29 protein-coding genes, 1 tRNA gene and 1 pseudogene are annotated in these 22724 nt (G+C 70.0%); 19 read left to right on the forward strand and 12 right to left on the reverse strand.

The genetic code is table 11. From position 1 onward, the window contains the following. The 4 genes and pseudogenes from ABE505_RS03670 to ABE505_RS03685 all read right to left on the reverse strand — a co-directional run. Nucleotides 1–423 (reverse strand): annotated as a pseudogene (locus ABE505_RS03670) (helix-turn-helix domain-containing protein); the annotation flags it as partial. Between the two features lie 305 nt (nt 424–728). Further along, nucleotides 729–1376 (reverse strand): response regulator, encoded by a 648-nt coding sequence (locus ABE505_RS03675; RefSeq protein ID WP_346445837.1) that lies wholly within the window; start codon nt 1374–1376, stop codon nt 729–731. Between the two features lie 83 nt (nt 1377–1459). Continuing rightward, a complete protein-coding gene (locus ABE505_RS03680; protein WP_346445838.1) occupies nt 1460–2053 on the reverse strand; it encodes an SCO family protein in 594 nt (197 codons plus the stop codon). Between the two features lie 167 nt (nt 2054–2220). Continuing rightward, nucleotides 2221–3366, reverse strand: a complete 1146-nt coding sequence (locus tag ABE505_RS03685; RefSeq protein WP_346445839.1) for a pyridoxal phosphate-dependent aminotransferase — start codon at nt 3364–3366, stop codon at nt 2221–2223. Between the two features lie 227 nt (nt 3367–3593). Between ABE505_RS03685 and ccmA the strand changes: the two genes are divergently transcribed. The 11 genes from ccmA to ABE505_RS03740 all read left to right on the forward strand — a co-directional run bounded on the left by ccmA (nt 3594) and on the right by ABE505_RS03740 (nt 12298). After that, complete coding sequence (ccmA, locus tag ABE505_RS03690; RefSeq protein ID WP_346444933.1) at nt 3594–4229, forward strand: heme ABC exporter ATP-binding protein CcmA; 636 nt, start codon at nt 3594–3596, stop codon at nt 4227–4229. Further along, nucleotides 4226–4915, forward strand: a complete 690-nt coding sequence (gene ccmB / locus ABE505_RS03695) for a heme exporter protein CcmB (RefSeq protein ID WP_346444935.1) — start codon at nt 4226–4228, stop codon at nt 4913–4915. The genes ccmA and ccmB overlap by 4 nt, the downstream gene beginning before the upstream one ends. A gap of 105 nt (nt 4916–5020) precedes the next feature. Continuing rightward, nucleotides 5021–5779, forward strand: coding sequence for a heme ABC transporter permease (locus tag ABE505_RS03700; protein WP_346444937.1), 759 nt, complete (start codon nt 5021–5023; stop codon nt 5777–5779). Beyond that, a complete protein-coding gene (ccmD, locus tag ABE505_RS03705) occupies nt 5776–5949 on the forward strand; it encodes a heme exporter protein CcmD (protein ID WP_346444939.1) in 174 nt (57 codons plus the stop codon). Before ABE505_RS03700 ends, ccmD begins: the two co-directional genes overlap by 4 nt. Further along, entirely contained in the window at nt 5946–6422 is a 477-nt protein-coding gene (ccmE, locus tag ABE505_RS03710) for a cytochrome c maturation protein CcmE (protein ID WP_346444941.1), read from the forward strand. Before ccmD ends, ccmE begins: the two co-directional genes overlap by 4 nt. A 36-nt stretch (nt 6423–6458) precedes the next feature. Further along, complete coding sequence (locus ABE505_RS03715) at nt 6459–8393, forward strand: heme lyase CcmF/NrfE family subunit (protein WP_346444943.1); 1935 nt, start codon at nt 6459–6461, stop codon at nt 8391–8393. Further along, nucleotides 8390–8953, forward strand: coding sequence for a DsbE family thiol:disulfide interchange protein (locus tag ABE505_RS03720; protein ID WP_346444945.1), 564 nt, complete (start codon nt 8390–8392; stop codon nt 8951–8953). Before ABE505_RS03715 ends, ABE505_RS03720 begins: the two co-directional genes overlap by 4 nt. Further along, nucleotides 8950–9393 carry a cytochrome c-type biogenesis protein gene (locus ABE505_RS03725; protein WP_346444947.1) on the forward strand — a complete coding sequence of 148 codons (444 nt, stop codon included), beginning with the start codon at nt 8950–8952 and terminating at the stop codon, nt 9391–9393. Before ABE505_RS03720 ends, ABE505_RS03725 begins: the two co-directional genes overlap by 4 nt. Next, nucleotides 9393–10415, forward strand: coding sequence for a tetratricopeptide repeat protein (locus ABE505_RS03730; RefSeq protein ID WP_346444949.1), 1023 nt, complete (start codon nt 9393–9395; stop codon nt 10413–10415). Before ABE505_RS03725 ends, ABE505_RS03730 begins: the two co-directional genes overlap by 1 nt. Nucleotides 10416–10517: 102 nt before the next feature. Then, nucleotides 10518–11639 (forward strand): homoserine O-acetyltransferase, encoded by a 1122-nt coding sequence (locus ABE505_RS03735; RefSeq protein WP_346444951.1) that lies wholly within the window; start codon nt 10518–10520, stop codon nt 11637–11639. A gap of 50 nt (nt 11640–11689) precedes the next feature. Then, nucleotides 11690–12298, forward strand: coding sequence for a cysteine dioxygenase family protein (locus tag ABE505_RS03740; protein ID WP_346444953.1), 609 nt, complete (start codon nt 11690–11692; stop codon nt 12296–12298). A gap of 39 nt (nt 12299–12337) precedes the next feature. Here the strand turns inward: ABE505_RS03740 and ABE505_RS03745 are convergent, their stop codons facing one another. Next, nucleotides 12338–12841 (reverse strand): hypothetical protein, encoded by a 504-nt coding sequence (locus tag ABE505_RS03745; RefSeq protein ID WP_346444955.1) that lies wholly within the window; start codon nt 12839–12841, stop codon nt 12338–12340. A gap of 120 nt (nt 12842–12961) precedes the next feature. Between ABE505_RS03745 and ABE505_RS03750 the strand changes: the two genes are divergently transcribed. Next, nucleotides 12962–13047 (forward strand) — tRNA-Leu (locus ABE505_RS03750). A gap of 104 nt (nt 13048–13151) precedes the next feature. Beyond that, nucleotides 13152–13922 carry an NRDE family protein gene (locus ABE505_RS03755; protein ID WP_346444957.1) on the forward strand — a complete coding sequence of 257 codons (771 nt, stop codon included), beginning with the start codon at nt 13152–13154 and terminating at the stop codon, nt 13920–13922. A gap of 16 nt (nt 13923–13938) precedes the next feature. On the opposite strand, the gene ABE505_RS03760 is transcribed toward ABE505_RS03755, so the two are convergent. The 5 genes from ABE505_RS03760 to ABE505_RS03780 all read right to left on the reverse strand — a co-directional run bounded on the left by ABE505_RS03760 (nt 13939) and on the right by ABE505_RS03780 (nt 17619). Next, a complete protein-coding gene (locus tag ABE505_RS03760; RefSeq protein WP_346444958.1) occupies nt 13939–14403 on the reverse strand; it encodes a hypothetical protein in 465 nt (154 codons plus the stop codon). 4 nt (nt 14404–14407) lie between these two features. Next, nucleotides 14408–14611, reverse strand: a complete 204-nt coding sequence (locus ABE505_RS03765; protein WP_346444960.1) for a PspC domain-containing protein — start codon at nt 14609–14611, stop codon at nt 14408–14410. Nucleotides 14612–14657: 46 nt separating this feature from the next. Further along, entirely contained in the window at nt 14658–15725 is a 1068-nt protein-coding gene (gene phaC / locus ABE505_RS03770; RefSeq protein ID WP_346444961.1) for a class III poly(R)-hydroxyalkanoic acid synthase subunit PhaC, read from the reverse strand. Nucleotide 15726: 1 nt separating this feature from the next. Next, the gene (locus tag ABE505_RS03775; protein WP_346444963.1) at nt 15727–16905 is read right to left on the reverse strand and encodes a poly(R)-hydroxyalkanoic acid synthase subunit PhaE; all 1179 of its coding nucleotides are present in this window, start codon (nt 16903–16905) and stop codon (nt 15727–15729) included. A gap of 93 nt (nt 16906–16998) precedes the next feature. Further along, on the reverse strand, nt 16999–17619 hold the full coding sequence (locus ABE505_RS03780; protein WP_346444965.1) for a CDP-alcohol phosphatidyltransferase family protein: 621 nt from the start codon (nt 17617–17619) through the stop codon (nt 16999–17001). Nucleotides 17620–17740: 121 nt separating this feature from the next. Here ABE505_RS03780 and ABE505_RS03785 point away from each other — a divergent pair, with 121 nt between their 5' ends. The 6 genes from ABE505_RS03785 to ABE505_RS03810 are packed head-to-tail and all read left to right on the forward strand — an operon-like array spanning nt 17741 to nt 20962. Continuing rightward, a complete protein-coding gene (locus tag ABE505_RS03785) occupies nt 17741–18592 on the forward strand; it encodes an SPFH domain-containing protein (protein ID WP_346444967.1) in 852 nt (283 codons plus the stop codon). After that, nucleotides 18592–18930, forward strand: a complete 339-nt coding sequence (locus tag ABE505_RS03790; RefSeq protein WP_346444969.1) for a hypothetical protein — start codon at nt 18592–18594, stop codon at nt 18928–18930. Before ABE505_RS03785 ends, ABE505_RS03790 begins: the two co-directional genes overlap by 1 nt. Further along, complete coding sequence (locus ABE505_RS03795) at nt 18927–19124, forward strand: Arc family DNA binding domain-containing protein (RefSeq protein WP_346444971.1); 198 nt, start codon at nt 18927–18929, stop codon at nt 19122–19124. The genes ABE505_RS03790 and ABE505_RS03795 overlap by 4 nt, the downstream gene beginning before the upstream one ends. Then, nucleotides 19117–19293, forward strand: a complete 177-nt coding sequence (locus ABE505_RS03800) for a DUF4177 domain-containing protein (protein ID WP_346444973.1) — start codon at nt 19117–19119, stop codon at nt 19291–19293. The genes ABE505_RS03795 and ABE505_RS03800 overlap by 8 nt, the downstream gene beginning before the upstream one ends. After that, nucleotides 19290–20111: a CPBP family intramembrane glutamic endopeptidase gene (locus ABE505_RS03805; RefSeq protein ID WP_346444975.1), complete on the forward strand. Its 822-nt coding sequence runs from the start codon at nt 19290–19292 to the stop codon at nt 20109–20111. Before ABE505_RS03800 ends, ABE505_RS03805 begins: the two co-directional genes overlap by 4 nt. Nucleotides 20112–20167: 56 nt before the next feature. Further along, the gene (locus tag ABE505_RS03810) at nt 20168–20962 is read left to right on the forward strand and encodes a M15 family metallopeptidase (protein ID WP_346444976.1); all 795 of its coding nucleotides are present in this window, start codon (nt 20168–20170) and stop codon (nt 20960–20962) included. A 25-nt stretch (nt 20963–20987) separates the two neighbouring features. Here ABE505_RS03810 and ABE505_RS03815 read toward each other — a convergent pair whose 3' ends face one another. Together ABE505_RS03815 and ABE505_RS03820 are read right to left on the reverse strand one after the other, a co-directional pair. Continuing rightward, nucleotides 20988–21356, reverse strand: coding sequence for a DUF423 domain-containing protein (locus tag ABE505_RS03815; RefSeq protein WP_346444978.1), 369 nt, complete (start codon nt 21354–21356; stop codon nt 20988–20990). A gap of 115 nt (nt 21357–21471) precedes the next feature. After that, the gene (locus ABE505_RS03820; RefSeq protein WP_346444980.1) at nt 21472–22638 is read right to left on the reverse strand and encodes an SRPBCC family protein; all 1167 of its coding nucleotides are present in this window, start codon (nt 22636–22638) and stop codon (nt 21472–21474) included. Between the last annotated feature and the right edge of the window lie 86 nt (nt 22639–22724).

A 22724-nucleotide genomic window follows, 5' to 3' on the forward strand; every position in this document is an offset into this window, starting at 1 on the left:
ACTGGGCCTTATCGAGCGCCTTGACCGTGTGCCAACCCAGTTGGAAAAAGCGGGCAACAGCCAGGATGTTGCTGGATTCAAGCAGCTGGCTGACCGCCTCGGCCAACCGGTTGGTCACCCGCTGGTAGCGCCCCAGCCAGCTCAACTTTTCAGTCGCGGACCGCCGCACTGGTCGCACCAGACGCGCCGGCGCGGCACCAACAATCGCACTTGAAGTGCCATCAGCGGTAGGTCACGCACCCGCCGCGCAGTCGTCTCATGCACCTGCCGGCACCGACTGCCGCAGTGCTGGCAGTGCATCATGCGGGCGCTGGGCTTGAGGTAGATCGTCACGGTCCGGCTGCCGCCCTCGGGCCACGCGATGCGCTCCACCCGATAGCCTTCCCACCCGCCCAGCCTCTTGATCGTCTTCCGGTCGAACATCCCCTCACCCTTGCGCCCTGGAATCAGGCATCAAGCGTAACGGTGGCTGGCAAAGGACTCCCCGCTAATCTGCGAAGAACCTTCTTTTTGGCCCTCTCGGCGAGCCAGCGTCTGTGCCGCAACGCGCGCTCGATCGCGGGCATCACTGCGCTGGGCAGCAGATCCCACAGCGCGCCCGACGCATACGGGCGGCGAGACGGCCCCGCCCTGCCTCGCCAGCCGGCCGGATCCGGGTGCGGGCCACGACCGTGCCGAGACGATCAGTCCGCGCTTTCGCGTCGGTACCGCGGGCGCGGCGCGGGCGCCTACACCGCCATGTCGGGCGGTGCGATGCCGTACTGGCTCGCCAACCGCGCCAATGCGATCGCATCCTGGATCTGCAGTTTTTCGAACAGCCGCGATTTGTGGGTATTGACCGTCTTCGCGCTCAGGCTCAGCCGCCGGGCGATGTCCTCCTGCCGCAGGCCGTGCAGCAACAGCATCGCAACCTCGAGCTCGCGACTGGACAGCGCATCGAACGGCGTGCCATCGCCGTCGACGCCGGCCAGCGCCAGGTTCTGCGCAATCGTGCTGGCGAGATAACGCTTGCCGCGCGCGACGTCGCGCACCGCACGTACCAGCTCTGCGGCATCGCCGCCCTTGCCCACGTAGCCCGAGGCGCCGGCTTCGATCAGCCGACGCGGCATCGGCCCGTCCTCGAGGATCGAGACCACGATCACGCGCGTCGGCGAGCCGCCGCGCACGATGCGCTCGGTGACCTCCAGACCGCTGACGCCGGGCAGGTGCAGGTCGCACAGCACGATATCGGGCTGCAGCTTGCGGATCTGCGGCAGCGCGTCCTCGCCGCTGTGGGCCTCGCCGACGACCTCGATGTCGGACTGTCCGTCGAGGATCATGCGCATGCCGGTACGTACCAATGCATGGTCATCGACCATGAACACACGAATCTTCATCCTTGTTGTCCCGTTGTATTCCCCAGAACGAGGCTAAGCGGTGCATCGCGGTGGCCGCAAGTCGGAGAAGTCCGACCGCAAGGTCAGTCGGTTCCGCGCTCGCGCGTCATCAAGACCCGCAGGTCGTCGACCATCTGCGCGACCGGCTGATCGTACTGGAACGCCAGCTGCAGCCGGCCGTCCGGCCCGATCACGTAATTGACCATGGTGTGGTCCATCGCATACGACGAGCGGGTGGGCACCTGCCGGTAGGTCACACGGAAGGTCTGCGCCGCCAGTCGCGTCTGCATCGCATCGCCGCGCAACGCGACGATGCCGTCGCCGAACGCGCGCACGTACTCATCGAGCACCGCTCCGGTATCGCGCTCGGGATCGACGGTGACGAACACGATCCTGAGCCGGTCGCCGTCCTCGCCCAGCGCTCGGCGCACCTGGGTGGCCTTGAGCAGGCTCGTCGGGCAGACCTCGGGACAATGGGTGTAGCCGAACGAGAGCAGGACGTAATCGCCTCGGAAGTCGCCCAGGCCGCGCGGGCGGCCCTCGGTGTCCTGCAAGTCCAGGCTGCGCCCGTAGGACACACCCGACAGGTCGGTGCCGTGGAACGGGCCGGCAGGCGGCGACGCGCACGCAGACAGCGCGAGCGTGAGACAGAGAACGGACGGCAGCAACGATCGCACGGGGACGCTTGAGGGTTCGGGAAGGACAATCGCGGCGCCGCGTGGGCCGCGAGGTCCCATGATTCTAGGCGCTGGGCCCTGAAGGCGCGGTTGCGACCGATCGTCGCAGCCCCGCCACCACGGCCCGGCGGCCCGGCGGCCCGGCGGCCCGGCGGCCCGGCGGCAGGCTACAGCGTGCGCAGCCGCGCGATCGCCGCATCGAGCGTCGCCGGATTTTTCGCAAAGCACAGCCGCGCCAGCCGCTGGCCCTGCGGTGGCCTGGCGTAGAACGGCGAAAGCGGGATCGCGGCCACGCCCTTGTCGATCGTCAGCCAACGGCAGAACGCCACATCGTCGAGTTCGCTGACCTGGGCGTAATCGACGAGCTGAAAATAGCCGCCCGGGACCGGCAACGGCCGCAGGCGCGTGTTCGCCAACTGCGCGGCGAACGCGTCGCGCTTGGCCTGGTAAAACGCGCCGAGCTGCTCGTAATGCGCCGGCTCCTCGCGCAACATCTCGGCAAACGCATGCTGGGCCGGTGCGAACGTGCAGAACACGTTGTACTGGTGGACCTTGCGGAACTCCGCGCTCAACGCCGGCGGTGCGATGCAGTAGCCAAGCTTCCAACCGGTGCAGTGATAGGTCTTGCCGAAACTCGAGACCACGAATGCGCGCTCGCGCAGCGCCGGGTAGCGCAGTGCCGACTCGTGCCGCGCGCCGTCGAAGACGATGTGCTCATAGACCTCGTCCGACAGCAGGTAGATGCCGGTGTCGGCGACGATGTCGGCGATCGCCTGCATGTCGTGGGCCGCGAACATCGCGCCTGAGGGGTTGTGCGGGCTGTTGACGATCAGCAGGCGGGTGCGCGGTGTGACGGCCTCGCGCACGCGCTGCCAGTCCGGCGCAAAGGTGGCCGGATCCAGCGGCACATGCACCGCGACCGCACCGGCCAGTTCGATCGCCGGCGCGTAGCTGTCGTAGGCCGGGTCGAGCACGATCACCTCCTCGCCGACGCGCACGACCGCGTGGATCGCGTTGAACAGCGCCTCGGTCGCGCCGCTGGTCACGGTGACTTCGGTCTCGGGATCGGGAAGATGGCCGTAGACACGCGCGGTCTTCTCTGCGATCGCCTGGCGCAGCGCCGGGATGCCGGTCATCGGCGCGTACTGGTTGTGACCGTCGCGCATCGCCGCGGCGAGTGCATCGACCAGGCGCGGGGGCACCTCGAAATCCGGGAAGCCCTGCCCGAGATTGACCGCGCCGTGCTCGGCCGCCAGCTGCGACATCACGGTGAAGATCGTGGTGCCGACCTTGGGCAGCTTGGTCCGGATCATCTGGCCTGCGTCCATCGTGAAAGGGGCACCGAGTGTACGGGGCCACCCACCCCAAAACCGGGGTCAGCGTGCAAATCGCCCATTATTTTCCCCGCTGACCCCGGTTTTGGACCCCGGTTTTAGGGGCGGGCATCGGTGGCGGCATTGACCCAGCGCAATGCCGGGGTCGGCGGCAGTCCCTAGAATGCAACTCCGACGCGGCCCTTCCGCCCGCCGACCGCCCGCCCATGCCTGCTGCTGTTTCGCCCCTGCTCGCCACCCGCGGCCTGCGCTTCTCGCGTGACGAGCGGCCGGTCTTCGGGCCGCTGGACTTCGCGGTGCAGTCCGGCGAAGCGCTGCTGGTGCGCGGCGGCAACGGCGTCGGCAAGACCACGTTGCTGCGCGTGCTCGCCGGGTTGCTCGAGGCCGACGAGGGCACGGTCGAGGTCGCCGGCCGCCCGGTCGCGCGCGCGATGCGCGCCGGCACCATGGCCTATCTGGGCCATCTGCCAGGGCTGAAGGCCGACCTGGACGCGGCCGAGAACCTCGCCTTCCTGGCGCGCCTGCAGGGCTGCCGGGCCAGCCAGACCGCCGAGCGCGCGCTTGGTGTCGTCGGGCTGGCCGCGCACGCGCATCTGTTGGTGCGGCAGATGTCGGCCGGGCAGAAGAAGCGGCTGTCGCTGGCGCGGCTGTGGATGTCGCCCGCGCCCCTGTGGCTGCTCGACGAGCCTTACGCCAATCTCGACCTGCAGGGCATCGAGCTGGTCAATCGCATGGTCCGTGCCCAACTCGACGACGGCGGCGCGGCGCTGGTCACCACCCACGGCGCCTACGCCGCGCCGCCGGTGCGCACGCGCGAGCTGTGCCTGGACCCGGCCGCATGAGCACACCGCTGCCCACGCTGGCCGGCAGTGCCCGCGCGCTGATCGCGCGCGACCTGCGACTGCTGTGGCGCCGGCGCGGCGACGCGCTCCAGCCGGCCCTGTTCGCATTGATCGTGATCGTGCTGTTTGCACTGGCGCTGGGCAGCGACGCGGCGATGCTGGCCCGGGTCGCGCCGGGCGTGCTGTGGGTCGCGGCGCTGCTGTCGGGGTTGCTGGCCCTCGACACGCTGTTCCGCGGGGACGCCGACGACGGCTCGCTCGAGCAATGGATGCTCGCCCCGGTCCCCCTGGCCTGGCTGGTGCTGGTGCGCACGGTGTCGCATTGGGCGACCACGACGCTGCCGCTGCTGCTGGCCACGCCGCTGCTGGCCGAACTGCTTGGACTGCCGCGCGCGCAATTGCCGGTGCTGCTGGCGGGACTGGCATTGGGCACGCCGCTGCTGAGCCTGCTCGGCGCGGTCGTCGCCGCGCTGACCATCGGCATGCGGCGTTCCGGTATCCTGTTGGCGCTGCTCGCACTGCCGCTGTACGTCCCGGTGCTCGTGTTCGGGGCCGGCAGCGTGGCGATCTCGGCCCAGGGCCACGATCCGACCGGCGGCCTGCTGCTGCTCGGTGCCGGCCTTGCCGCCGCCGTGGTGTTGGCGCCCGTCGCCGCCGCCGCCGCCATTCGCATCGCGCTGACCTGACCGCATGCAGCGACCGCCCGCCATCGACGCGCCACCGTTCCGCCCGCGGCCGGATGCCGCGCCGCACGATTCCGCCAGCCCGTCCACGCCAGCACGCCCGCCCGCATGAATCCCATCGTCCTCTGGTTCCATCAGCTCGGCTCGCCGCCGACATTCGACCGCTTCGCGCGGCGCTGGGCGCCGTGGGCCTACGGGCTGGGGCTGCTGACGATGGCCGTCGGCCTGTACGGTGCGCTGTTCCAGGTCCCGGCCGACTACCAGCAGGGCGACAGTTTCCGGATCCTCTACATCCATGTGCCGAGCGCCTGGATGAGTCTGGCGGTGTTCGCGCTGATGGCGCTCTACGGCGCGATCGCGCTGGTCTGGCGGATCAAGCTGTGCGAGATCCTGGCGATGGCCTGCGCGCCGATCGGCGCAGCCTTCACTGTGATCACGCTGGTCACCGGGTCGATCTGGGGCAAGCCGATGTGGGGCACCTGGTGGGACTGGGACCCGCGCCTGACCACCCAGCTGATCCTGCTGTTCCTCTACCTCGGGGTGATCGGCCTGTACCAGTCGATCGAGGACCGCCGCACGGCGGCGCGCGCGGCATCGCTGCTGGCGATCGTCGGGGTCGCGTTGCTGCCGATCATCCGCTACTCGGTGGTGTGGTGGGACTCGCTGCACCAGGGACAGACGATCCGCGTATTCGGTCAGTCGAGCATGGACGCGAGCATGATCGGCCCGCTGCTGTGGATGATCGTGGCGACCAAGTTCTGGTTCGTCGGGTCGCTGCTGGCGCGCGCACGCGCCGACAACCTGCGCCGCGAGGCGGGCAAGGACTGGGTGCGGCGGATGGCCGGCGCACCGGGAGAACGCGCATGAGCTATCTGGAATACGTCATCGCCGCCTATGCGGTGTTCGCAGCCGTGCTGGTGTGGGACTTCGTCGCCCCGCGGATCCGCATCGCGCAAACGCTGCGTGCGGTGCGCACCCTCGAGGCCCGCCGCCGGGCCTCCGTCGTTCCCGCCCCCGATACGGAGCTGACCCGATGAACCCCATCCGCAAACGCCGCCTGGGCTTCGTCGTCGCGCTCGCCGCCGCCGGTGCGCTGTCGGCCACGCTGATCGCCTTCGCGCTGCAGCGCAACGTCTCCTATCTCTACACCCCGGCCGAGGTGCTGGGCGGCGCCGCAGGGCCGGCGGTCGCCTCGGGCGAGGCGCGCTTCCGCCTCGGCGGGATGGTCGCCGACGGCTCGTTCGCGCGTGAGAGCGGATCGATGGAGGCGCATTTCCGCGTCACCGATGGCGATGCAGAACTGCCGGTCAGCTATACCGGCATCCTGCCCGACCTGTTCCGCGAGAACCAGGCGGTGGTCGCGACCGGGCGCATGGCCGACGGCGTGTTCGTCGCCGAGCAGGTGCTGGCCAAGCACGACGAGACCTACGTGCCCAAGGAGGTCGCCGACAAGATGGGCCTGGCCCACGACAAGCACGGGGTCGCGACGCCGGCCGAGGGCGCGCAATGACGGCTTGGGTCTGCGGGCCGCGCCCGGAGCGCACCGATGCTGCCTGAACTCGGTCAGATCACTCTGCTGCTGGCGCTGGTCGCCTCACTGCTGCAGACCCTGTTGCCGCTGCTCGGCGCACGTCGCGGCATCGCGCCGTGGATGGCGACGGCGCGACCGGCCGCCTACGCGCAGGCGATCCTGCTGCTCGCCGCCTGGGGGCTGCTCACCGTCGCCTTCATGGTGCAGGACTTCTCGGTGCGCTACGTGGCCGAGAACTCCAACCTGCTGCTGCCGATGATTTATCGGATCACGGCGGTCTGGGGCGGTCACGAAGGCTCGCTGCTGCTGTGGGTGTTCCTGCTGGCGTGCTGGAACGGCGCCGTGGCCTGGGGCTCGCGCGAGGTGCCCGACCTGGTGCTGGCCCGCGTGCTCGGCGTGATGGGCGCGATCTGCTTCGGCTTCCTGGCGTTTCTGATCTTCACCAGCAATCCCTTCGATCGCATCCTGCCGATGCCGCTCGACGGCCGCGATCTCAACCCGCTGCTGCAGGACCCGGGGATGATCGTGCACCCGCCGATGCTCTATATCGGCTACTCGGGCTTCATGGTGCCGTTCGCGTTCGCGATCGCCGCGCTGCTCGACGGCCGCATCGATGCGCGCTGGCTGCGCTGGACGCGGCCCTGGACCAACGTGGCCTGGGCCTTCCTGACCATCGGCATCGCGCTCGGCTCCTGGTGGGCGTATGCCGAGCTGGGCTGGGGCGGCTGGTGGTTCTGGGATCCGGTCGAGAACGCGAGCTTCATGCCCTGGCTGGCCGGCGCGGCGCTGCTTCATTCGCAGGCGGTGACCGAGAAGCGCGGCAGCTTCCACGGCTGGACGCTGTTGCTGGCGATCGCCACGTTCTCGCTGTCGCTGCTGGGCGCGTTCCTGGTGCGCTCGGGCGTGCTGACCAGCGTGCACAGTTTCGCCGCCGATCCGGCGCGCGGCCTGTTCATCCTGGTGTTCCTGGGGATCGTCGTCGGCGGCTCGCTGCTGCTCTATGCGCTGCGCGCACCCGATGGCCGCGGCGGCAAGCCGTTCACCGCGACCTCGCGCGAGACGCTGCTGCTGGCCAACAACCTGCTGCTGGTGGCCGCGTGCGCGATGGTGCTGCTGGGCACGCTGTATCCGCTGCTGGCCGATGCGCTGGACCTGGGCAAGATCTCGGTCGGTCCGCCGTACTTCTCGCTGCTGTTCCTGGTGCTGATGGCGCCACTGGTGCTGCTGCTGCCGTTCGGGCCGCTGACCCGCTGGCAGAACGATGCCGCCAGCCGGCCGCTGCGGATGCTCGCGCCGTGGGCAGTGCTCGCACTGGTGCTGGGCGCGGTCGGCTTCTATCTCGCTCCGCAGGGCCCGTGGAAGGTTGCGATGGGCATCGCCGGCGCGGTGTGGGTCGCCGCCGGCACGCTGCGCTTCGTCTGGGTGCGGCTGCGCACCGGCTCCAGGCGCTTCACGCCCGAGATGACCGGCATGCTGCTCGGCCACCTGGGCATCGCGGTGTTCCTGGTCGGCGCACTGCTGGTCGAGGCGCTCAACGTCCAACGCGAAGTCGCACTGGCGCCCGGGCAGACGCTGGAGATGGGCCGCGATGCGTTCGTGCTCGATGGCGTCGAGCACCATGAGGGGCCGAACTACATCTCCGACCGCGGTACCGTGCGCATGCTGCGCGACGACCGCCTGATCGCCACGCTGCATCCGGAGAAACGCGCCTACGTCAGCGGCGGCCAGGTGATGACCGAAAGCGCGATCCGCGCGGGCGTGACTCGCGACGTCTACGTCGCGCTCGGCGAGCCGCTCGGTGGCGATGCCTGGGCATTGCGTGTGCACGTCAAGCCGTTCGTGCGCTGGATCTGGGCCGGCGCGTTCCTGATGGCGCTGGGGGCATTCGTCGTCGCCGGCGATCGCCGTTTCCGCCGCCCGCCATCGCCGCGCAGGGAGCCGTCCGCATGACCACGTCCCCGACCCGCCGCTCCCACGGCCGCTGGTTGCCGCTGGCGGTCTTCGCCGCGATCGCCGTGCTGCTCGCCGCAGGCGTCTGGCTCAGCCGCAATCCCAACCGCGACGCCCTCCCCTCGCCGCTGATCGGAAAGCCCGCGCCGGACTTTCGCCTGCCGGTGCTGCACGAACCGGGCCGAATGGTGACCGCGGCCGAACTGCGCGGCGAACCCTACCTGCTCAACGTCTGGGGCAGTTGGTGCCCGGGCTGCCGCGAGGAACATCCGGTCATCAGCGAGTTCGCCAAGACCAAGCGGGTGCGCGTCATCGGCTACAACTGGAAGGACGAGCACAGCGATGCGCTGCGCTGGCTGGAGCAGTTCGGCAATCCGTACTGGCTGGTGCTGGTGGACTACGAGGGGCACGCGGCGATCGACTGGGGCATCTATGGCGCACCGGAGACCTTCCTGGTCGATGGCGACGGCACCATCGTCTGGAAATACGTCGGCCCGATGACCCCTGAGGTGCTGCGCACGCAACTGCTGCCGCAGGTCGAACGGCTGGAGGCGCCATGATCCGTGCGCTGCTGCTCGCGCTGGCACTGTGCCTGGCCTGGCCGCCCGCGGCCCGCGCGCAGGCCGCCGTCGATCCGGCGCCGCTGACATTCGAGAACCCCGCCGAGGAAAAGCGCTTCCGCAGCCTGATCCTCGAGCTGCGCTGCGTGATGTGCCAGAACCAGTCGCTGGCCGATTCCAATGCCCAGATCGCCCACGACCTGCGCCGCGAAGTGCTCACGCTGATGCGTCGCGGGCAAAGCGATACGCAGATCCGCGAGCATCTGGTCGCACGTTACGGCGAGTTCGTGCTCTATCGCCCGCGCGTCGGGCCGGCGACCTGGCTGCTGTGGTTCGGCCCGCTGGTGGTGCTCGGTGCCGGTGGCGTGGTGATCTGGCGGATCGTGGCCGCGCGTCGCCGCGAGCCACTGTCGCCGATCGATGACTCCCAGGAGTGGTAATGGCCGTTTTCGTTGCGATCGCGATCTGCATCACGCTGGCGACCGTCGCCATGCTGGTCCACGCCCTGCGCGCCGGGGCGCCACGCGTGGCGCTGGCGGTGGCCGTGCTGGTGCCGGTGCTGGTCGGCGGCCTGTACACGATCGTCGGCACCCCCGCCGCGCTCGATCCGCAATCGCTGCGCGCGCCCGGTTCGCTGGAAGAGGCGATCACCCGGCTGCAGGCCGACCTGGAACGCGACCCGCGCCAGCCCGAAGGTTGGCTGCTGCTGGGCCGCAGCTATGCGGCGATGCAAGAGCCGGGCAAGGCGCGCGACGCGATCGAGCGTGCGGCCAAGCTGCTGCCCGACGACGATGCGCTGCAGGTCGAGTACGCACGGGCGCGCGCCGAGGCGCATCCACAGCGCCGCTTCGATCAGACCGCCGTCGAGATCCTGCGCACGGTGCTCGCACGCAATCCCGAACAGCAGCACGCGCGCTGGTTCCTGGGCATCGCCCAGCGCCAGGCCGGCGACGATGCGGCTGCGGTCGCGACCTGGGAGCCGCTGCTGGCCCAGCTCGACGGCGAGACCGCCGCGACGCTGCGCGAGCAGATCGCTGCCGCACGCGAGGCTGCGGGCATGCCCGCGTCGACCGCCCCGGCCACCGAGGCGACGGCCGCGGTCCCGGCGCGCGCACTGCACGTGCGCGTGCGCATCGCGGGCGACGCTGCGGCCCTGGCCGCGCGACTGCCGCCCGAGGCCAGTGTGTTCGTGATGGCCCGCCAGCCCGGCGGCCCGCCGATGCCGGTGGCCGCGCAGCGCCACCGCCTGTCCGCGCTGCCGCTGGACATCGTGCTCGACGACGGCGACAGCCCGATGCCGACCCAGCCGCTGTCGGCGCTCGACGAGGTCGAAGTCGTCGCCCGGATTGCGGCCCGCGGCATCGCCGAGCGCAGCGCCGACGCCCTGGAATCGGCGCCGGTGCGCGTGAGCCTGCCCACCACGGACACGATCGAGCTGGTGATCGAAGCCCCCCGCCCCTAGCGGCGAGGGGCGCGGCTGGCGATGGCTTTTCGCCGGTCGAACCGCGATCATGCAACGCCACGCGCCACCGGCACGCCATCGCGCCTCCGGGCGCCAGATCCGATGACCGAATTCATCCCGCCGGGCAGCCGCTTCGTCGCGCTGCCCTCGCCGTTCCCGATGAAACGCGGCGGCATGCTGCACGGCGCACGCGTCGCCTATGAGACCTGGGGCCGGCTCGACCCCGCCGCCGGCAATGCGATCCTGATCGTCACCGGCCTGTCGCCCGACGCCCATGCCGCCGCGCACAGCGACGACCCGTCGCCGGGCTGGTGGGAGGCGATGGTCGGCCCGGGCCGTCCGATCGACACCGATCGCTGGTTCGTGGTCTGCGTCAACTCGCTGGGCAGCTGCAAGGGCTCCACCGGGCCGGCCTCGGCCGATCCGACCACCGGCGCGCCGTATCGCCTGGCGTTTCCCGAACTGGCGATCGAGGACGTCGCCGACGCCGCCGCGCATGTCGTGCGTGCCTTGGGCATTGCGCAACTGGCCTGCGTGATCGGCAACTCGATGGGCGGCATGACCGCGCTGTCGCTGCTGGCACGCCACCCGGGCCTGGCGCGCACGCACGTCAACATCTGCGGCGCGGCGCGCGCGCTGCCGTTCTCGATCGCGATCCGCTCCCTGCAGCGCGAGGCGATCCGGCTCGACCCGATGTGGAACGGCGGCGACTACAGTGATGCGGCCTACCCCGAGAGCGGCATGCGCATGGCGCGCAAACTCGGCGTCATCACCTATCGTTCGGCGCTCGAATGGGACGGCCGCTTCGGGCGCGTGCGCCTGGAGTCGGACCGCCGCGACGACGAGGATCCATTTGGCCTGGAGTTCGAGGTCGAAAGCTACCTCGAAGGCCATGCACGGCGCTTCGTACGCCGCTTCGATCCCAACTGCTATCTCTACCTGAGCCGGTCGATGGACTGGTTCGACATCGGCGATCACTGCGGCGGTGATACCGATGCGGGCCTGGCGGCGCTGCGGGTCGAGCGCGCGCTGAGCATCGGCGTGCACACCGACATCCTGTTCCCGTTGCAGCAGCAGCGCCAGATCGCCGACGGCCTGCGCGCCGGCGGTGTCGATGCGCAGTTCCTGCCGCTCGCGTCGCCGCAGGGCCATGACGCGTTCCTGGTCGACATCGCTCGCTTCGGGCCGGCGCTGCGCGGCTTCCTCGATGCGCTCGCGCCCTGAGCGCAGGGCCGCGACACGGCGCACCGATCGCAGCGGCTAGACTGGACCGCATGCCCGAGACCACCTCGCCACTGCCCGACATCCGTTATCCCGGCCGCGATCGGCTGATCGCCGCTGTCGATGCCGCACTCGTCCACGACGACGCGCATACCGTCACCGCGGCGCTGCGCGAGACGATGCAGGCGTTGATCCGCGATCCTGCGGTGCGCCTGCCGCCGTGCGTGCATGCGCCGGTCGACGGCCACTACGCGCGCCGCGAGCTCTACCGCAGCCCGCAGCACGGCTACAGCATCGTCGCGATGACCTGGGCCCCCGGCCAAGGCACGCCGCTGCACGATCACGACGAACTGTGGTGCGTGGAAGGGGTGTGGCACGGCGCGCTCGAGATCGTGCAGTACGAACATCTCGCCCAGGACGGCGCGCGCCACCGCTTCCGGCCGGCGAGCACCGTGCAGGCGCAGACCGGCAGCGCCGGCAGCCTGATCCCGCCGCACGAGTACCACATCATCCGCAACGTCGACCCCGCGCTGGTCGCGGTTTCGCTGCACATCTATCAGGCGCCGATCCTGCGCTGCGCACTGTTCGATCCGCAGGATGGGGACTGGTACCTGCGCCGCGAGACGCTCATGCAGACCGACGCCTTCGACCCAGGCGACTAGCTGCACGCGCAGATCGCGGCGCAGCGTCTGCAAACACGGCTAGTCGAGCAGGCGCTCGACCTCAACGCGCAAGGTCTGGCCACCGTCGTCGAGCCAGGCCCGGCCCTGCACGACGATCCCGTCTCCCTGATGCGCCCGGTCGACCAGGCCATCTTCGATCGGCCCGCCCGAGGCCGCATCGAAGCGCACCTGCTGCGGCAACCGCGAGACCGGTTGGGGCACATCGGGGCGCAACGCCGCAGGCTGTCCCTCGACGTCGGACACCATGTAGCCGTTGGGACAGGGCGCACGCACGCAGCGGATGTTGCTCAGGTGCACGCGGAAGACGCCCTGCGCCAGACGCAGCTGTCCGGATGGCTGCACCGGCACCCGCAACACTGCAGGATCGAGCACCCGTTCGCCGACGGGCTCGGCGGCGCCCACGTGCCGGCCGGATGGGCTTGCGCATGCGGCCAGCGCCAGGAGCAGCATGCCGACCGGCACGCCTACGAGCCGTCGCCCCAAGCGGTCTGCGCGCCCGCGTCCACGTTGACTGCCCGCCATGCCCGTCTCCTGCTGCCACCGGCACGCGCCGGCCCGCGGAGCATGCCAGGCGGGATGTTCGGATGGCGCGAATGCGTTGTCCGCTCCACCGCCGGACGATCCGCTATACTCGCCCTCCGCGCCGGAGTGGCGGAATGGTAGACGCAGTGGACTCAAAATCCACCGCCTTTAAAAGCGTGCGGGTTCGAGTCCCGCCTCCGGTACCAGCAGGCCGCATCCCGATCGGCCTGGACGCAATCTTGGCGTCATTTCAGCAGGGCAGCCCAGCCAGTGCGCACGGCGCCGCCCCGCATTCGACTAGCATCGGCGCATGTGCCTGATCGCCGTCGCCTGGAACACCCGCCCCGACCTGCCGCTGGCGCTGATCGCCAATCGCGACGAGGCGCATGCGCGTCCGACCGCGGCGGCCGGCGCCGACCCCGAGGCGCCGCATGTGTTCGGCGGCCGCGACCTGCGGTCGGGCGGCAGTTGGCTGCAGGCCTCGTCGCGCCGCCGGTTGGCGGCGGTGACCAATGTCCGCGCCGGCGTGGCGCCGGAGACCGCGCCATTGTCGCGCGGCTGGCTGGTGCGCGACTTCGTCCGCGGCGACGCGTCGGCCGAACGCTTCGCCCATGCCTTGGCCGACAATGCTGCAGGCTACGGGCGCTTCAACCTGCTGCTGTGGGACGGCGACGCGCTGTGGTTCGCCAGCAACCATCCCCGCTTCGCGGTCGCCGAGGTCGCACCGGGATTGCACGCGATGTCCAACGGCGCATTCGATGCGCCCTGGCCCAAGAGCAACGCGGCCACACGCACTTTGCACGACTGGCTGGCCGCGTCGCCTGACGCTTCAGGGTCTCTGGCGCCGCTGTTCGCCGGCCTGCGCGACGTGCGCCCCGCCGACGATGCGCAACTGCCCGATACCGGCGTCGGCCTCGCGCTGGAACGGCGCCTGTCGCCGCCCTTCATCGAGGATCCGGTCTACGGCACGCGCAGCAGCACCGTGGTCCTGGCAGGCAACGACGACATCATGTTCGCCGAACGGCGCTTCGCTGCAGACGGGGTGCCGGCGGGTGAAACCTGCGTGCAGCTCGGGCGCTGAATCGGGACGCCTCCAGTCACGGCGTCGGCCACGGCCACCAGCCGTGCCCGGTCAGCGCATAGCGGTCGGCGGCGCGTTCGAAGCGGTTGCGCACGCTGACGCCGCCGCACAGCAGATACAACGGCAAGAACAGCGGACCGAGCACCATGTACTGGTAGACATGGGCGCGCTCGTGGTCGCTCAGGCGGATCGGCGCCTCCACGCACAGTGCGGCGCGGTGCGCGTACGTGTAGCAGGCGCAGTCGAGCGAGTCGCCGGTATGCAGGATCGTGTTGCCGAACGTGATCGCCCCGCCCGGCCCCCAGGGCCAGCGGTCGAACACCAACGCCCAGTCGTCGCCGCGCCATCGGGCGCGCGCGCCGAACGGCAGGCCGGCCAGCCCGCCGAGCAGGCCGATGGCGGTGTTGGGCAAGGTCCACACCGCCCCCAAGGCCGGCAACAGCGCACGCAATGGGGCCGGCAGGCGTCGCCCACGCTGCATCGCCTCAGGTCTCGCCTTCGGGCATCAGCAGCCACAGCAACAGGTAGACCAGCACGCCAGGAAACGCTGCCGAGAGCACCGACACCACGACATAGAGCGCGCGCACCAGCGTGGAATTCCAGTCGAACCGACGCGCCACCCCGCCCAGCACGCCGGCCAGGACACGGTCGCTGCGGGAACGGCTCAAGCTTGGGGCGGGGCTGGACATCGATCGGCTCCTGACGGACGGGGAAGACAGCGGTTAGGCGGCGCGATCAGTTGCGCTGTGCGAGCCAGTCGCAGATGGCCGCAGGCACCTGCGCCTGCGCCCGTCCGGACACGTAGATGCCGATATGCCCGCCGCGGAACGAGAACTCGGTGTAGTCGTCGGTGCCGACCAGACCGCGCATTGCGCGCGATGCGTCGGGCGGCACCATGTGGTCCTGCTCGGCGTAGATGTTGAGCACCGGCATCGTGACCCGCGCCAGCTCCACCGCGCGCTCGCCGATCACCAGGCTGCCGGCGACGAAGCCGTTGTCCTGGTAGAACTGGCGCACGAACTGGCGGAACGCCTCGCCGGCCTGGTCGGGCGAATCGAAGATCCACTTTTCCATCCGCAGGAAATCCTCGACCCCCTTCGGATCGTCGAGGATGTCGATCAGCCCCACGTACTTGTGCACCAGCAGCCGCCACGGCTTCATCATCAGGTAGCAGGCATTCATCATGTCCGCCGGGACGTTGCCCAGCGTCTCGACGAACAGGTCGACATCCAGATCCCGCGCCCAATGCGCGAGCATGTTGTCGTCGGTGTGGAAGTCCACCGGCGTGACCATCGTGATCAGATTGCGCACGCGCTCGGGATGCAGCGCCGCATAGCTGAGCGCGAACGTGCCGCCTTGGCAGATGCCGAGCAGGTCGATCGCAGGCAGACCGAAGCGGCGGCGCAGATGATCCACAGCGCCGCCCAGAAAGCGCTCGATGTAATCCTCCAGCGTGAGGAACCGGTCCGAGCGATCGGCATAGCCCCAGTCCAGCACGTAGACGTCCTGCCCGCGCGCCAGCAAGCCGGCCACGATCGAGCGGTCGGCCTGCAGGTCGATCATGTACGGCCGGTTGACCAGCGCATAGGCGACCAGCAGCGGCGTACGCGAGGTCGGCGCCTGCGCGCCGATGAAGCGGTACAGCACGACCTTGCCGTCGCGCCAGACCTCCTCGCGGGGCGTGGCGCCATAGTCCACGTCGCCGACATCGCGCAGCGTCGCCAGGCCGGCCAGGAGCTTGCGCTGGACCTGCAGGGCCTCTTCGGCAATGCGTTCGGGCGTGATGCGCACCGGTCCCGCCATGTCAGCGCTTCCGGGTACGCGGCTTGGCGGACGTCAGCGGTGCGGGCGCCTGCGGGATCGTCGCCGACAAGTGCTTGGCCTTGGCCGCACGCTTGGCGGGCGCACGCTTTGCGCCCGGGCGCTGCGCCGCGGCGGTCTTCCTCGCAGCCTGCCGCGGCGCGGTCTTGGCAGCCGCCTTCTTCGGCGCGCGGCTTGGCCGTGCAGGCTTCTCGGGCTCCTGACTGGACCCGGCTGACGGCGCGGTGCGCGCCGCCTCGACGTCATCGAGGCGATCGCGCATCCGGCGCACGGTCCGCTCCAGATCGGCGATCTTGCGGTGCGCGCCGTCGAGTTCGCTGCGCGTCGGCAGGTCGAGCAACCGACAGGCCTGCTCGACCTCGCGCTGCAGCGCCTGGCGCAGGCGCATCTGCCCGGCGACCATCTGCGCATAGGCGCTGCGGAACCCCGGCGACAATGCGACTTCGGCGTAGGCCTCTTCGGCGGCCTCGACCCACAGATCGAACAAAGCACGTGGCGACTCGATCGTCACCGCCTCGGCATCGAGGTTGGACAGTCGGCGCTCGAAGCGTGCGAACGCGGCCTGCGAGGCCTGCAACAGCAGGCCCTGGTAGGCCTGCTGCGTCCTGGGATACTCGGCGAACGCGTGGAGCAGCGCCTGCCAGCGCAACTGGTGCTCGCGCAATGGCCCCAACGCGGGCCAGGGCCCGTCAGCGGACCCATCGCCGCGCAGGGCATCGACCAGCGGCTGCAGCGCCCGCAGCCAGCCATCCCAGCCCTCGACGCCGGTGCCGCCCAGCCCACCGAACATCTGTGCGAACGGATTGGCCGCATCGCCGCCCAGCGCGTCGCGCCAGGTGCGTGCCACGGTCTCGGGCGACGGCTGCTGGCCGGCGAACCCCTCGGCCACGCGCTGCATCCGCGTCCACCAGTCACCTGCCTGCCGGTTGAAGCGCTGCAACACGTCCTCGATGCCGGCCTTGCCGCTCGGCGACGACGGCATCCAGGCCTCGAACATCGCCTGCCAGGGCGCGGTCGGCCGGGCGGCCGCGTCGTTCGGGAAGCCGGGCGCAGCGCCGGGCATCGTGCGTTGCAATGCGGCCTGCCAGGCATCCCAGTAGCGGCGCGCGAGCCGCTCGAGTTCCTCGCCCGGCGCTGCCGGGTCCCACGCACTGTTGGCCATCGTTCGCTCCCGCCGCGATGGCCCGATCATAGCAACAGCGGCGGCGCGCCCGGCGCCCTTGCACGCCCCATCTCGAGCCGCCACGAAGCTGCCCTAAGGCTTGGGAATGCGCAGCGTCTTGCTGATCATCAGCGACCCCGACAGCGCGAACATCAGCACCAGCGGGTGCAGCGACCAGGGGCCGAGCCGAACGTCGCCCAGCCACAGCGCATCGCCGATCCGGCCCTGCGATGCGGCGATTGCGAGCACCACGACCAGCAGCAGGCTGCTGGGGATCGGCGTGCCCTCGAAGAACTTCACTTTGTCGCCGCCATCGGCCAGGGTCTCAGCGGTGACGTTGTAACGGGCCAGCCGGCTGACGCCGCAGCCGACGAAGAAACTGAGCACGATCCAGTCCCAGCCGCCCTGCATGCCGCAGGCATAGGCCAGCGCCGCTGGTGCCAGGCCGAACGAGATCACGTCGGCCAGCGAATCGAGCTCGCGCCCCAGCGTGGAGGCAACCTTGCGCCAGCGCGCGATGCGGCCGTCGAGCGCATCGAACACGAACGCCAATGGAATCAGCGCCATCCCGATCATCAGATCGCGCACGCCGCCGTCCTGGAGGAACCGCATTGCCGCAAACACCGCGCCGGTACCGCAGAACGCGTTGGCCAGCGTGAACCAGTCGGCCAGATGGAAGTCGCGCAGCATCGAGAAATGACGAGGGCGGTGCATCGGGGCTCCAGGGCTGGGGGGCATCCGCATCGTGCCGCGGCGGCAGGCAGGCGCATGTGAGCGCCGCTTGACAGAATGATATCGCATCGATATCACTTGGCGAACTCTTGGGAGATGCCGCATGAAAGAGAATCCGATCCGCTCCTTCCCCGGCATCCCGGTGGTGGGCCTGCAACTGGTCGCGATCGCCGCCTGCGCCTGGATGATGCTCAACACCGGCGGCGCCCTACCCGTGCTTGCGGTCGTGGCCGCGCTACTGATCGCGTTCTCCGCGCTCGGCCTGTACATGGTCGAGCCCAACCAGGCCGCCGTGCTGAGCCTGTTCGGCCGCTATGTCGGCACCGCCAAGGACAACGGGCTGCGCTGGAACAACCCGTTCCTGACCAAGAAGAAGGTGTCCTTGCGCGTGCGCAACTTCGAGAGCGGTCGGCTGAAGGTCAACGAGCTCGACGGCAGCCCGATCGAGATCGCGGCGGTGATCGTCTGGCGCGTGGTCGACTCGGCCGAAGCGGTGTTCAACGTCGACAACTACGAGAGCTTCGTGCACATCCAGTCCGAAGCCGCGTTGCGCGCGATGGCCACCAGCTATCCCTACGACCAGCACGAGGACGGGCAGATCTCGCTGCGCAGCCACCCGGTCGAGATCTCCGACCGGCTCAAGGAACATCTCGACGAGCGCCTGGCGGCGGCAGGCGTGGAGGTGCTCGAAGCGCGGATCAGCCACCTGGCCTACGCGCCGGAGATCGCCCACGCGATGCTGCAGCGCCAGCAGGCCAACGCGGTGATCGCGGCGCGCACGCGGATCGTCGCCGGCGCGGTGGGCATGGTCGAAATGGCGCTGTCGGAGCTGCAGAAGAGCGGCGTGGTCCAACTCGACGAGGAGCGGCGCGCGGCAATGGTCAGCAACCTGCTGGTCGTGCTGTGCGCCGACCGCGGCACCCAGCCGGTGGTCAACGCCGGCTCGCTGTACTGATGGCGGCCCATCATGTCGTCGCGCTGGTGTTCGCGGTCTTCGCGCTGCCGGCGTTCGTGTTCGCGCGCTGGCTCGGCGATGGCCGGCTGCCGCTGGCCGGCGACAGTCGCATGACGGTCCGCGACAAGGCGTTGCTCGACAGCCGACTGGCGCGGCTGATGCGGATGGTCGGCGTGGCCACGCTGGCCACCGCGGCCGGTATCGCACTGTGGGGCGACGACGACCGCCGATTGTCGATCCTGGCGGTGGTCATGGTGCTTGTGGTCAACGGGCTGGCGATCGCCTTCGTCTACACCGTTGCCCGCAGCAAGCGGCGCGCGCGTGGCGGGCGCGGGTGAGCGCCCGCAAGGCCTATCCGCTGCGGATCGATGCCACGGTGCTGGCCGCAGTGCAGCGCTGGGCCGATGATGAACTGCGCAGCGTGAACGCGCAGATCGAATACGTATTGCGCGACGCGCTGCGCCGGTCCGGCCGGCTGCCGGCCCCCGGGCACCCCGATCGCACGCCATCCAAGGGAGATTCGCATGAGTGAGCGCTGGCAGTACAAAGTGCAGGAGATCAAGCCGGGCATGTTCGGCCTCAAGACCGAGACGGTCGAAGCCGAACTGCAGGCGCTCGGCCAGCAGGGCTGGGAGCTGGTCGATGTCGTGCAAGCAGCACCGTGGCAACCGATGATGTTGTTCCTGAAGCGCCGGACATGAGCGCCGCCGCAGCACCCCGCGTCCGTCAGGACCTGCGCGTGGCGGTCGCGCTTGCCGCGGCCGCGGCGCTGTCGACGGTCGCGGTGTTCCCGTACCTGATGCAGCTCGCCCCCGGACAGATCGAGGCGTTGCCGGTGTCGCTGCCGGCACTGATCGCGATCCAGGCGATGCAGATGTTCGTGCTCGCCGCGCTGTTGGCGTGGGCCGGATTGCGCATGGGGCATCGCGTCGGGCTGGGCGCACCGCTGCTGCAACGCTGGCTCAACCGCCATGGTCAGGCGCGACTGGCGCCGCTGCAGCCCTGGCGCGCCGCCGGCCTGGGCGCTGCCGCAGCGGTGGTCGTGCTGGTCTTGTCCGCCCTGCTCGACCCGCTGCTGCTGCCGCCGGCCAAGGTCGCGATGCAGGACATCGACGGCGCGCGCAGCGCGGCATACGGGCTGCTCGCCTCGTTCTACGGCGGCATCGTCGAGGAACTGCAACTGCGGCTGTTTCTGATGACCCTGCTGGCCTGGGCTGTCACCTGGCTGCTGCGACGCGGCCGCGGGTATGACGGCGGCTTGCCGCCCGCCGCAGCGTGGATCGCGATCCTGGGCGCGGCGCTGCTGTTCGGCGCCGGTCACCTGCCGGCGGCCGCCGCCGTCTGGGAGCTCGATGCCGGGGTGGTCGCGCGCACAGTGCTGCTCAACGCGCTCGCCGGCATCGCGTTCGGCTGGCTGTACTGGACGCGCGGCCTGGAGATGGCGATCGTGGCGCACTTCACGGCCGATCTGGTGCTGCACGTGCTGATGCCGCTGCTGATGCCACACACGGTGCTGTGAACGCCACTGCCCGCGGGCGTCGTGCGTGGCCGGCGCCCGGCCGGTAAGCTGGGGCGATGCGTCGACCGCCCGCCGCCCTTCTGGTCAACACCCCGGACATCGAACTGTGGCCAGCCACCTTGCTGCGTGCGCGCGCCAATCGCGATGCCCGCGTGCTGGTGCGCGCGTCGTGGGTGCTGCGGCGCAAACGCGACGGCCGCTATCTGGCCGCGCTGCTGCCCGAAGGGCTGATGCCGCTGCTGCCCGAGTGGCGTCGCAGCCCCGGGCTCGATGCGGCACTTGGCCTGCTCGACACGTCCCCGTCCGCGATCCCGTCCACCCCGGCCGACACGCTGCCGGTCGCGCGGCTGCAGGGGCGGCTCGACGGCCTGGGCATCGAGGCGCAGGCCTACGCGGCCCGCACCGGCCTGTCGCTGGTGCCCGAGCCTGCCTGGCTGGCCTTCGCCGGCGTGGACCGCTACCGCCGGCCGCTGTGGCTCCAAGCCACGGCCGCTCGCGCCTGGGCGCGGATGCGCGAGGCCGCGCGAGGCGACGGCATCGTGCTGGAGGCAATTTCCGGCTACCGCAGCCACGACTACCAGCTTGGCATCTTCGAGCGCAAGCGCGCCCGCGGCCTCGACGTGGACACCATCCTCGAGGTCAACGCCGCCCCCGGCTACAGCGAGCACCATTCGGGCCGCGCGCTCGACATCGGCACGCCTGGCGAGCCCAGCGCGGAGACCTCGTTCGAGGCGACGCCGGCATTTGCCTGGCTGACGCACCATGCCGGTGACCACGGCTTTGCGATGAGCTACCCGCAGGGCAATCCCCACGGCATCGTCTACGAGCCGTGGCACTGGCGCCACGGCTGAGCCGCTCGAACGCGGCTGCGCGGCCTCAGCGTCGCGGTGTGCGCAATGCCGAGATCGCGTAGAGCAGCCACCCGAACATCGTCAGCCCGCCGCCCCAGGGCGCGAACGCCGACGGGCCACCGAGCAGATGGCGCGAGACGACGGCACCTGCGAACAGCAAGGTGCCGCCCAGCAGCGCCAGCAAGGCCAGTTTCGCCATCGGATCGCACAGGCCCCGCGACAGCGCGGCCAGGGCGACGCCGTGACCGAACGCGAACACCGCGGCCGACTGCAGCGCCGCGCGCGCATCGCCTTCCATCCCGTGGCTGGCATAGGCCGCCAGTGCGACTGCCACCCCGGCCAGCAGTGCCCCAGCCGCGGCCAGGCCCGATGCATTTCCTTCGTATCTGCGCAAGACACTCCCCCCTGTCCTGGGGCACCGTGACGATGCCCGGTTTCCCAACGCAACACGCCGCATCCAATGGATGCGGCGTGCGCGTGATCCTGTGTCGCGGTACGAAGACCGCCGCTTACGGCTGCTGGCGCAAGGTCCAGAAGACTTCGAACTCGCCGTTCTCGGTGAACGCGGACTCGATACCGTTGCGGTAGGACTCGTACGGACGATCGGTGACTTCGTAGCCCTGGGTCAGCGCCCAGGCGCGCACGGCGTTGCGGACGTTGTCCAGCTCGGCCATGAAGCCCTTGTAGTTGGCCTTGGCGACGCGGCCGCGCGGCAGGTGCACGTACTTCACCGGGCCCAGCAGCTCGAGATCGGACAGCTCGGCGGCGTCGGTGGCCGGGGCCTCCGGTGCTGCGGCGACCTGTGCGTCAGCCTCGCCTTCGCCTTCACCCTCGGCGGCAGCGGCGGGCGCGGCCGGGCCGGTGCCCTTGGCGCGGACCGGCAGCGCGATGTCGAAGGTATAGGTCTCGCGGCCCAGTTCGGTGGTGATGATGCGCAGCGGGCCGGCGGCTTCCAGATCGTTGGCCGCGATCGTGCGGTTGATCCACTCCAGGTTGGCCTTCATCGAATCCTGGATGACCTGGTTGTTGCGCTCCACCGCGCCGGCGCTGACGACCAGCAGGTTCTCGGCCGGACGGTTGACCGCCGCCAGATCCGACAGCGAGCTGCCTTCGACCCGGTAATCGACGTTGGGCACGGCGGCCAGCAGGTTGCTCATCTGGCCCAGCCCCAGCTTCATGTCGTCGCCGACGTTGCGGCTGACGTACAGGCCGGCAAAGCGACCGAGCAGATCCCAGCCGTAATCGACGTTGTAGGTCTGGGTGATCTCGATGTTGCGGTTGTTGCGGCCGGTGGGCTTCAACGTGAAGGTCATCTTCTTGTTGTCGCCGCGCTGCGGGTTCTCGACCGCGTAGACCACGCGCTTGTCGGCGTCGGACTCGGTGATCTCCCAGTGGCCCTGGCCGATGCGCTTGTCCTTGGAGGTGTAGTCGACGCGGGCGCCGACGCCGGCATCCGGGCCGGAGAGCTTGAGCTGGACGGCGGGGTCGTAACGCGGGATCGGCGACCAGTCCTTGAAGCGACGGACGCTATTGATCGTGTCGAACACGATCGACTGCCGACGGTTGGTCTCGACAGATTCGGTCAACGTGCGGCTGGACGGGAGCAGCACGGCCACCACCAGGAACAGCACGGCAACGATGACGCAAGAGATCAGCAGTTCGAGCAGACGGGTCATTCAGGGTTCTCCAGGACCAATTCCGGCCTGAGGCGGCACAGACCGGCAATCGTAGCAAGATTGTATTGCCGCGGGCGAGCGATGTT

The organism is Luteimonas sp. TWI382, from assembly GCF_039674545.1.
In the GTDB taxonomy this organism is placed as follows: Bacteria; Pseudomonadota; Gammaproteobacteria; order Xanthomonadales; family Xanthomonadaceae; genus Luteimonas.

Coding starts and splice junctions, on each gene's coding strand:
- ABE505_RS03675 (WP_346445837.1), bottom strand. CDS start 1,376: ATGAAGATTCGTGTGTTCATGGTCGATGACCATGCATTGGTACGTACC.
- ABE505_RS03685 (WP_346445839.1), bottom strand. CDS start 3,366: ATGATCCGGACCAAGCTGCCCAAGGTCGGCACCACGATCTTCACCGTG.
- ccmA (WP_346444933.1), top strand. CDS start 3,594: ATGCCTGCTGCTGTTTCGCCCCTGCTCGCCACCCGCGGCCTGCGCTTC.
- ccmB (WP_346444935.1), top strand. CDS start 4,226: ATGAGCACACCGCTGCCCACGCTGGCCGGCAGTGCCCGCGCGCTGATC.
- ABE505_RS03700 (WP_346444937.1), top strand. CDS start 5,021: ATGAATCCCATCGTCCTCTGGTTCCATCAGCTCGGCTCGCCGCCGACA.
- ccmD (WP_346444939.1), top strand. CDS start 5,776: ATGAGCTATCTGGAATACGTCATCGCCGCCTATGCGGTGTTCGCAGCC.
- ccmE (WP_346444941.1), top strand. CDS start 5,946: ATGAACCCCATCCGCAAACGCCGCCTGGGCTTCGTCGTCGCGCTCGCC.
- ABE505_RS03715 (WP_346444943.1), top strand. CDS start 6,459: ATGCTGCCTGAACTCGGTCAGATCACTCTGCTGCTGGCGCTGGTCGCC.
- ABE505_RS03720 (WP_346444945.1), top strand. CDS start 8,390: ATGACCACGTCCCCGACCCGCCGCTCCCACGGCCGCTGGTTGCCGCTG.
- ABE505_RS03725 (WP_346444947.1), top strand. CDS start 8,950: ATGATCCGTGCGCTGCTGCTCGCGCTGGCACTGTGCCTGGCCTGGCCG.
- ABE505_RS03730 (WP_346444949.1), top strand. CDS start 9,393: ATGGCCGTTTTCGTTGCGATCGCGATCTGCATCACGCTGGCGACCGTC.
- ABE505_RS03735 (WP_346444951.1), top strand. CDS start 10,518: ATGACCGAATTCATCCCGCCGGGCAGCCGCTTCGTCGCGCTGCCCTCG.
- ABE505_RS03740 (WP_346444953.1), top strand. CDS start 11,690: ATGCCCGAGACCACCTCGCCACTGCCCGACATCCGTTATCCCGGCCGC.
- ABE505_RS03745 (WP_346444955.1), bottom strand. CDS start 12,841: ATGGCGGGCAGTCAACGTGGACGCGGGCGCGCAGACCGCTTGGGGCGA.
- ABE505_RS03755 (WP_346444957.1), top strand. CDS start 13,152: ATGTGCCTGATCGCCGTCGCCTGGAACACCCGCCCCGACCTGCCGCTG.
- ABE505_RS03760 (WP_346444958.1), bottom strand. CDS start 14,403: ATGCAGCGTGGGCGACGCCTGCCGGCCCCATTGCGTGCGCTGTTGCCG.
- ABE505_RS03765 (WP_346444960.1), bottom strand. CDS start 14,611: ATGTCCAGCCCCGCCCCAAGCTTGAGCCGTTCCCGCAGCGACCGTGTC.
- phaC (WP_346444961.1), bottom strand. CDS start 15,725: ATGGCGGGACCGGTGCGCATCACGCCCGAACGCATTGCCGAAGAGGCC.
- ABE505_RS03775 (WP_346444963.1), bottom strand. CDS start 16,905: ATGGCCAACAGTGCGTGGGACCCGGCAGCGCCGGGCGAGGAACTCGAG.
- ABE505_RS03780 (WP_346444965.1), bottom strand. CDS start 17,619: ATGCACCGCCCTCGTCATTTCTCGATGCTGCGCGACTTCCATCTGGCC.
- ABE505_RS03785 (WP_346444967.1), top strand. CDS start 17,741: ATGAAAGAGAATCCGATCCGCTCCTTCCCCGGCATCCCGGTGGTGGGC.
- ABE505_RS03790 (WP_346444969.1), top strand. CDS start 18,592: ATGGCGGCCCATCATGTCGTCGCGCTGGTGTTCGCGGTCTTCGCGCTG.
- ABE505_RS03800 (WP_346444973.1), top strand. CDS start 19,117: ATGAGTGAGCGCTGGCAGTACAAAGTGCAGGAGATCAAGCCGGGCATG.
- ABE505_RS03805 (WP_346444975.1), top strand. CDS start 19,290: ATGAGCGCCGCCGCAGCACCCCGCGTCCGTCAGGACCTGCGCGTGGCG.
- ABE505_RS03810 (WP_346444976.1), top strand. CDS start 20,168: ATGCGTCGACCGCCCGCCGCCCTTCTGGTCAACACCCCGGACATCGAA.
- ABE505_RS03820 (WP_346444980.1), bottom strand. CDS start 22,638: ATGACCCGTCTGCTCGAACTGCTGATCTCTTGCGTCATCGTTGCCGTG.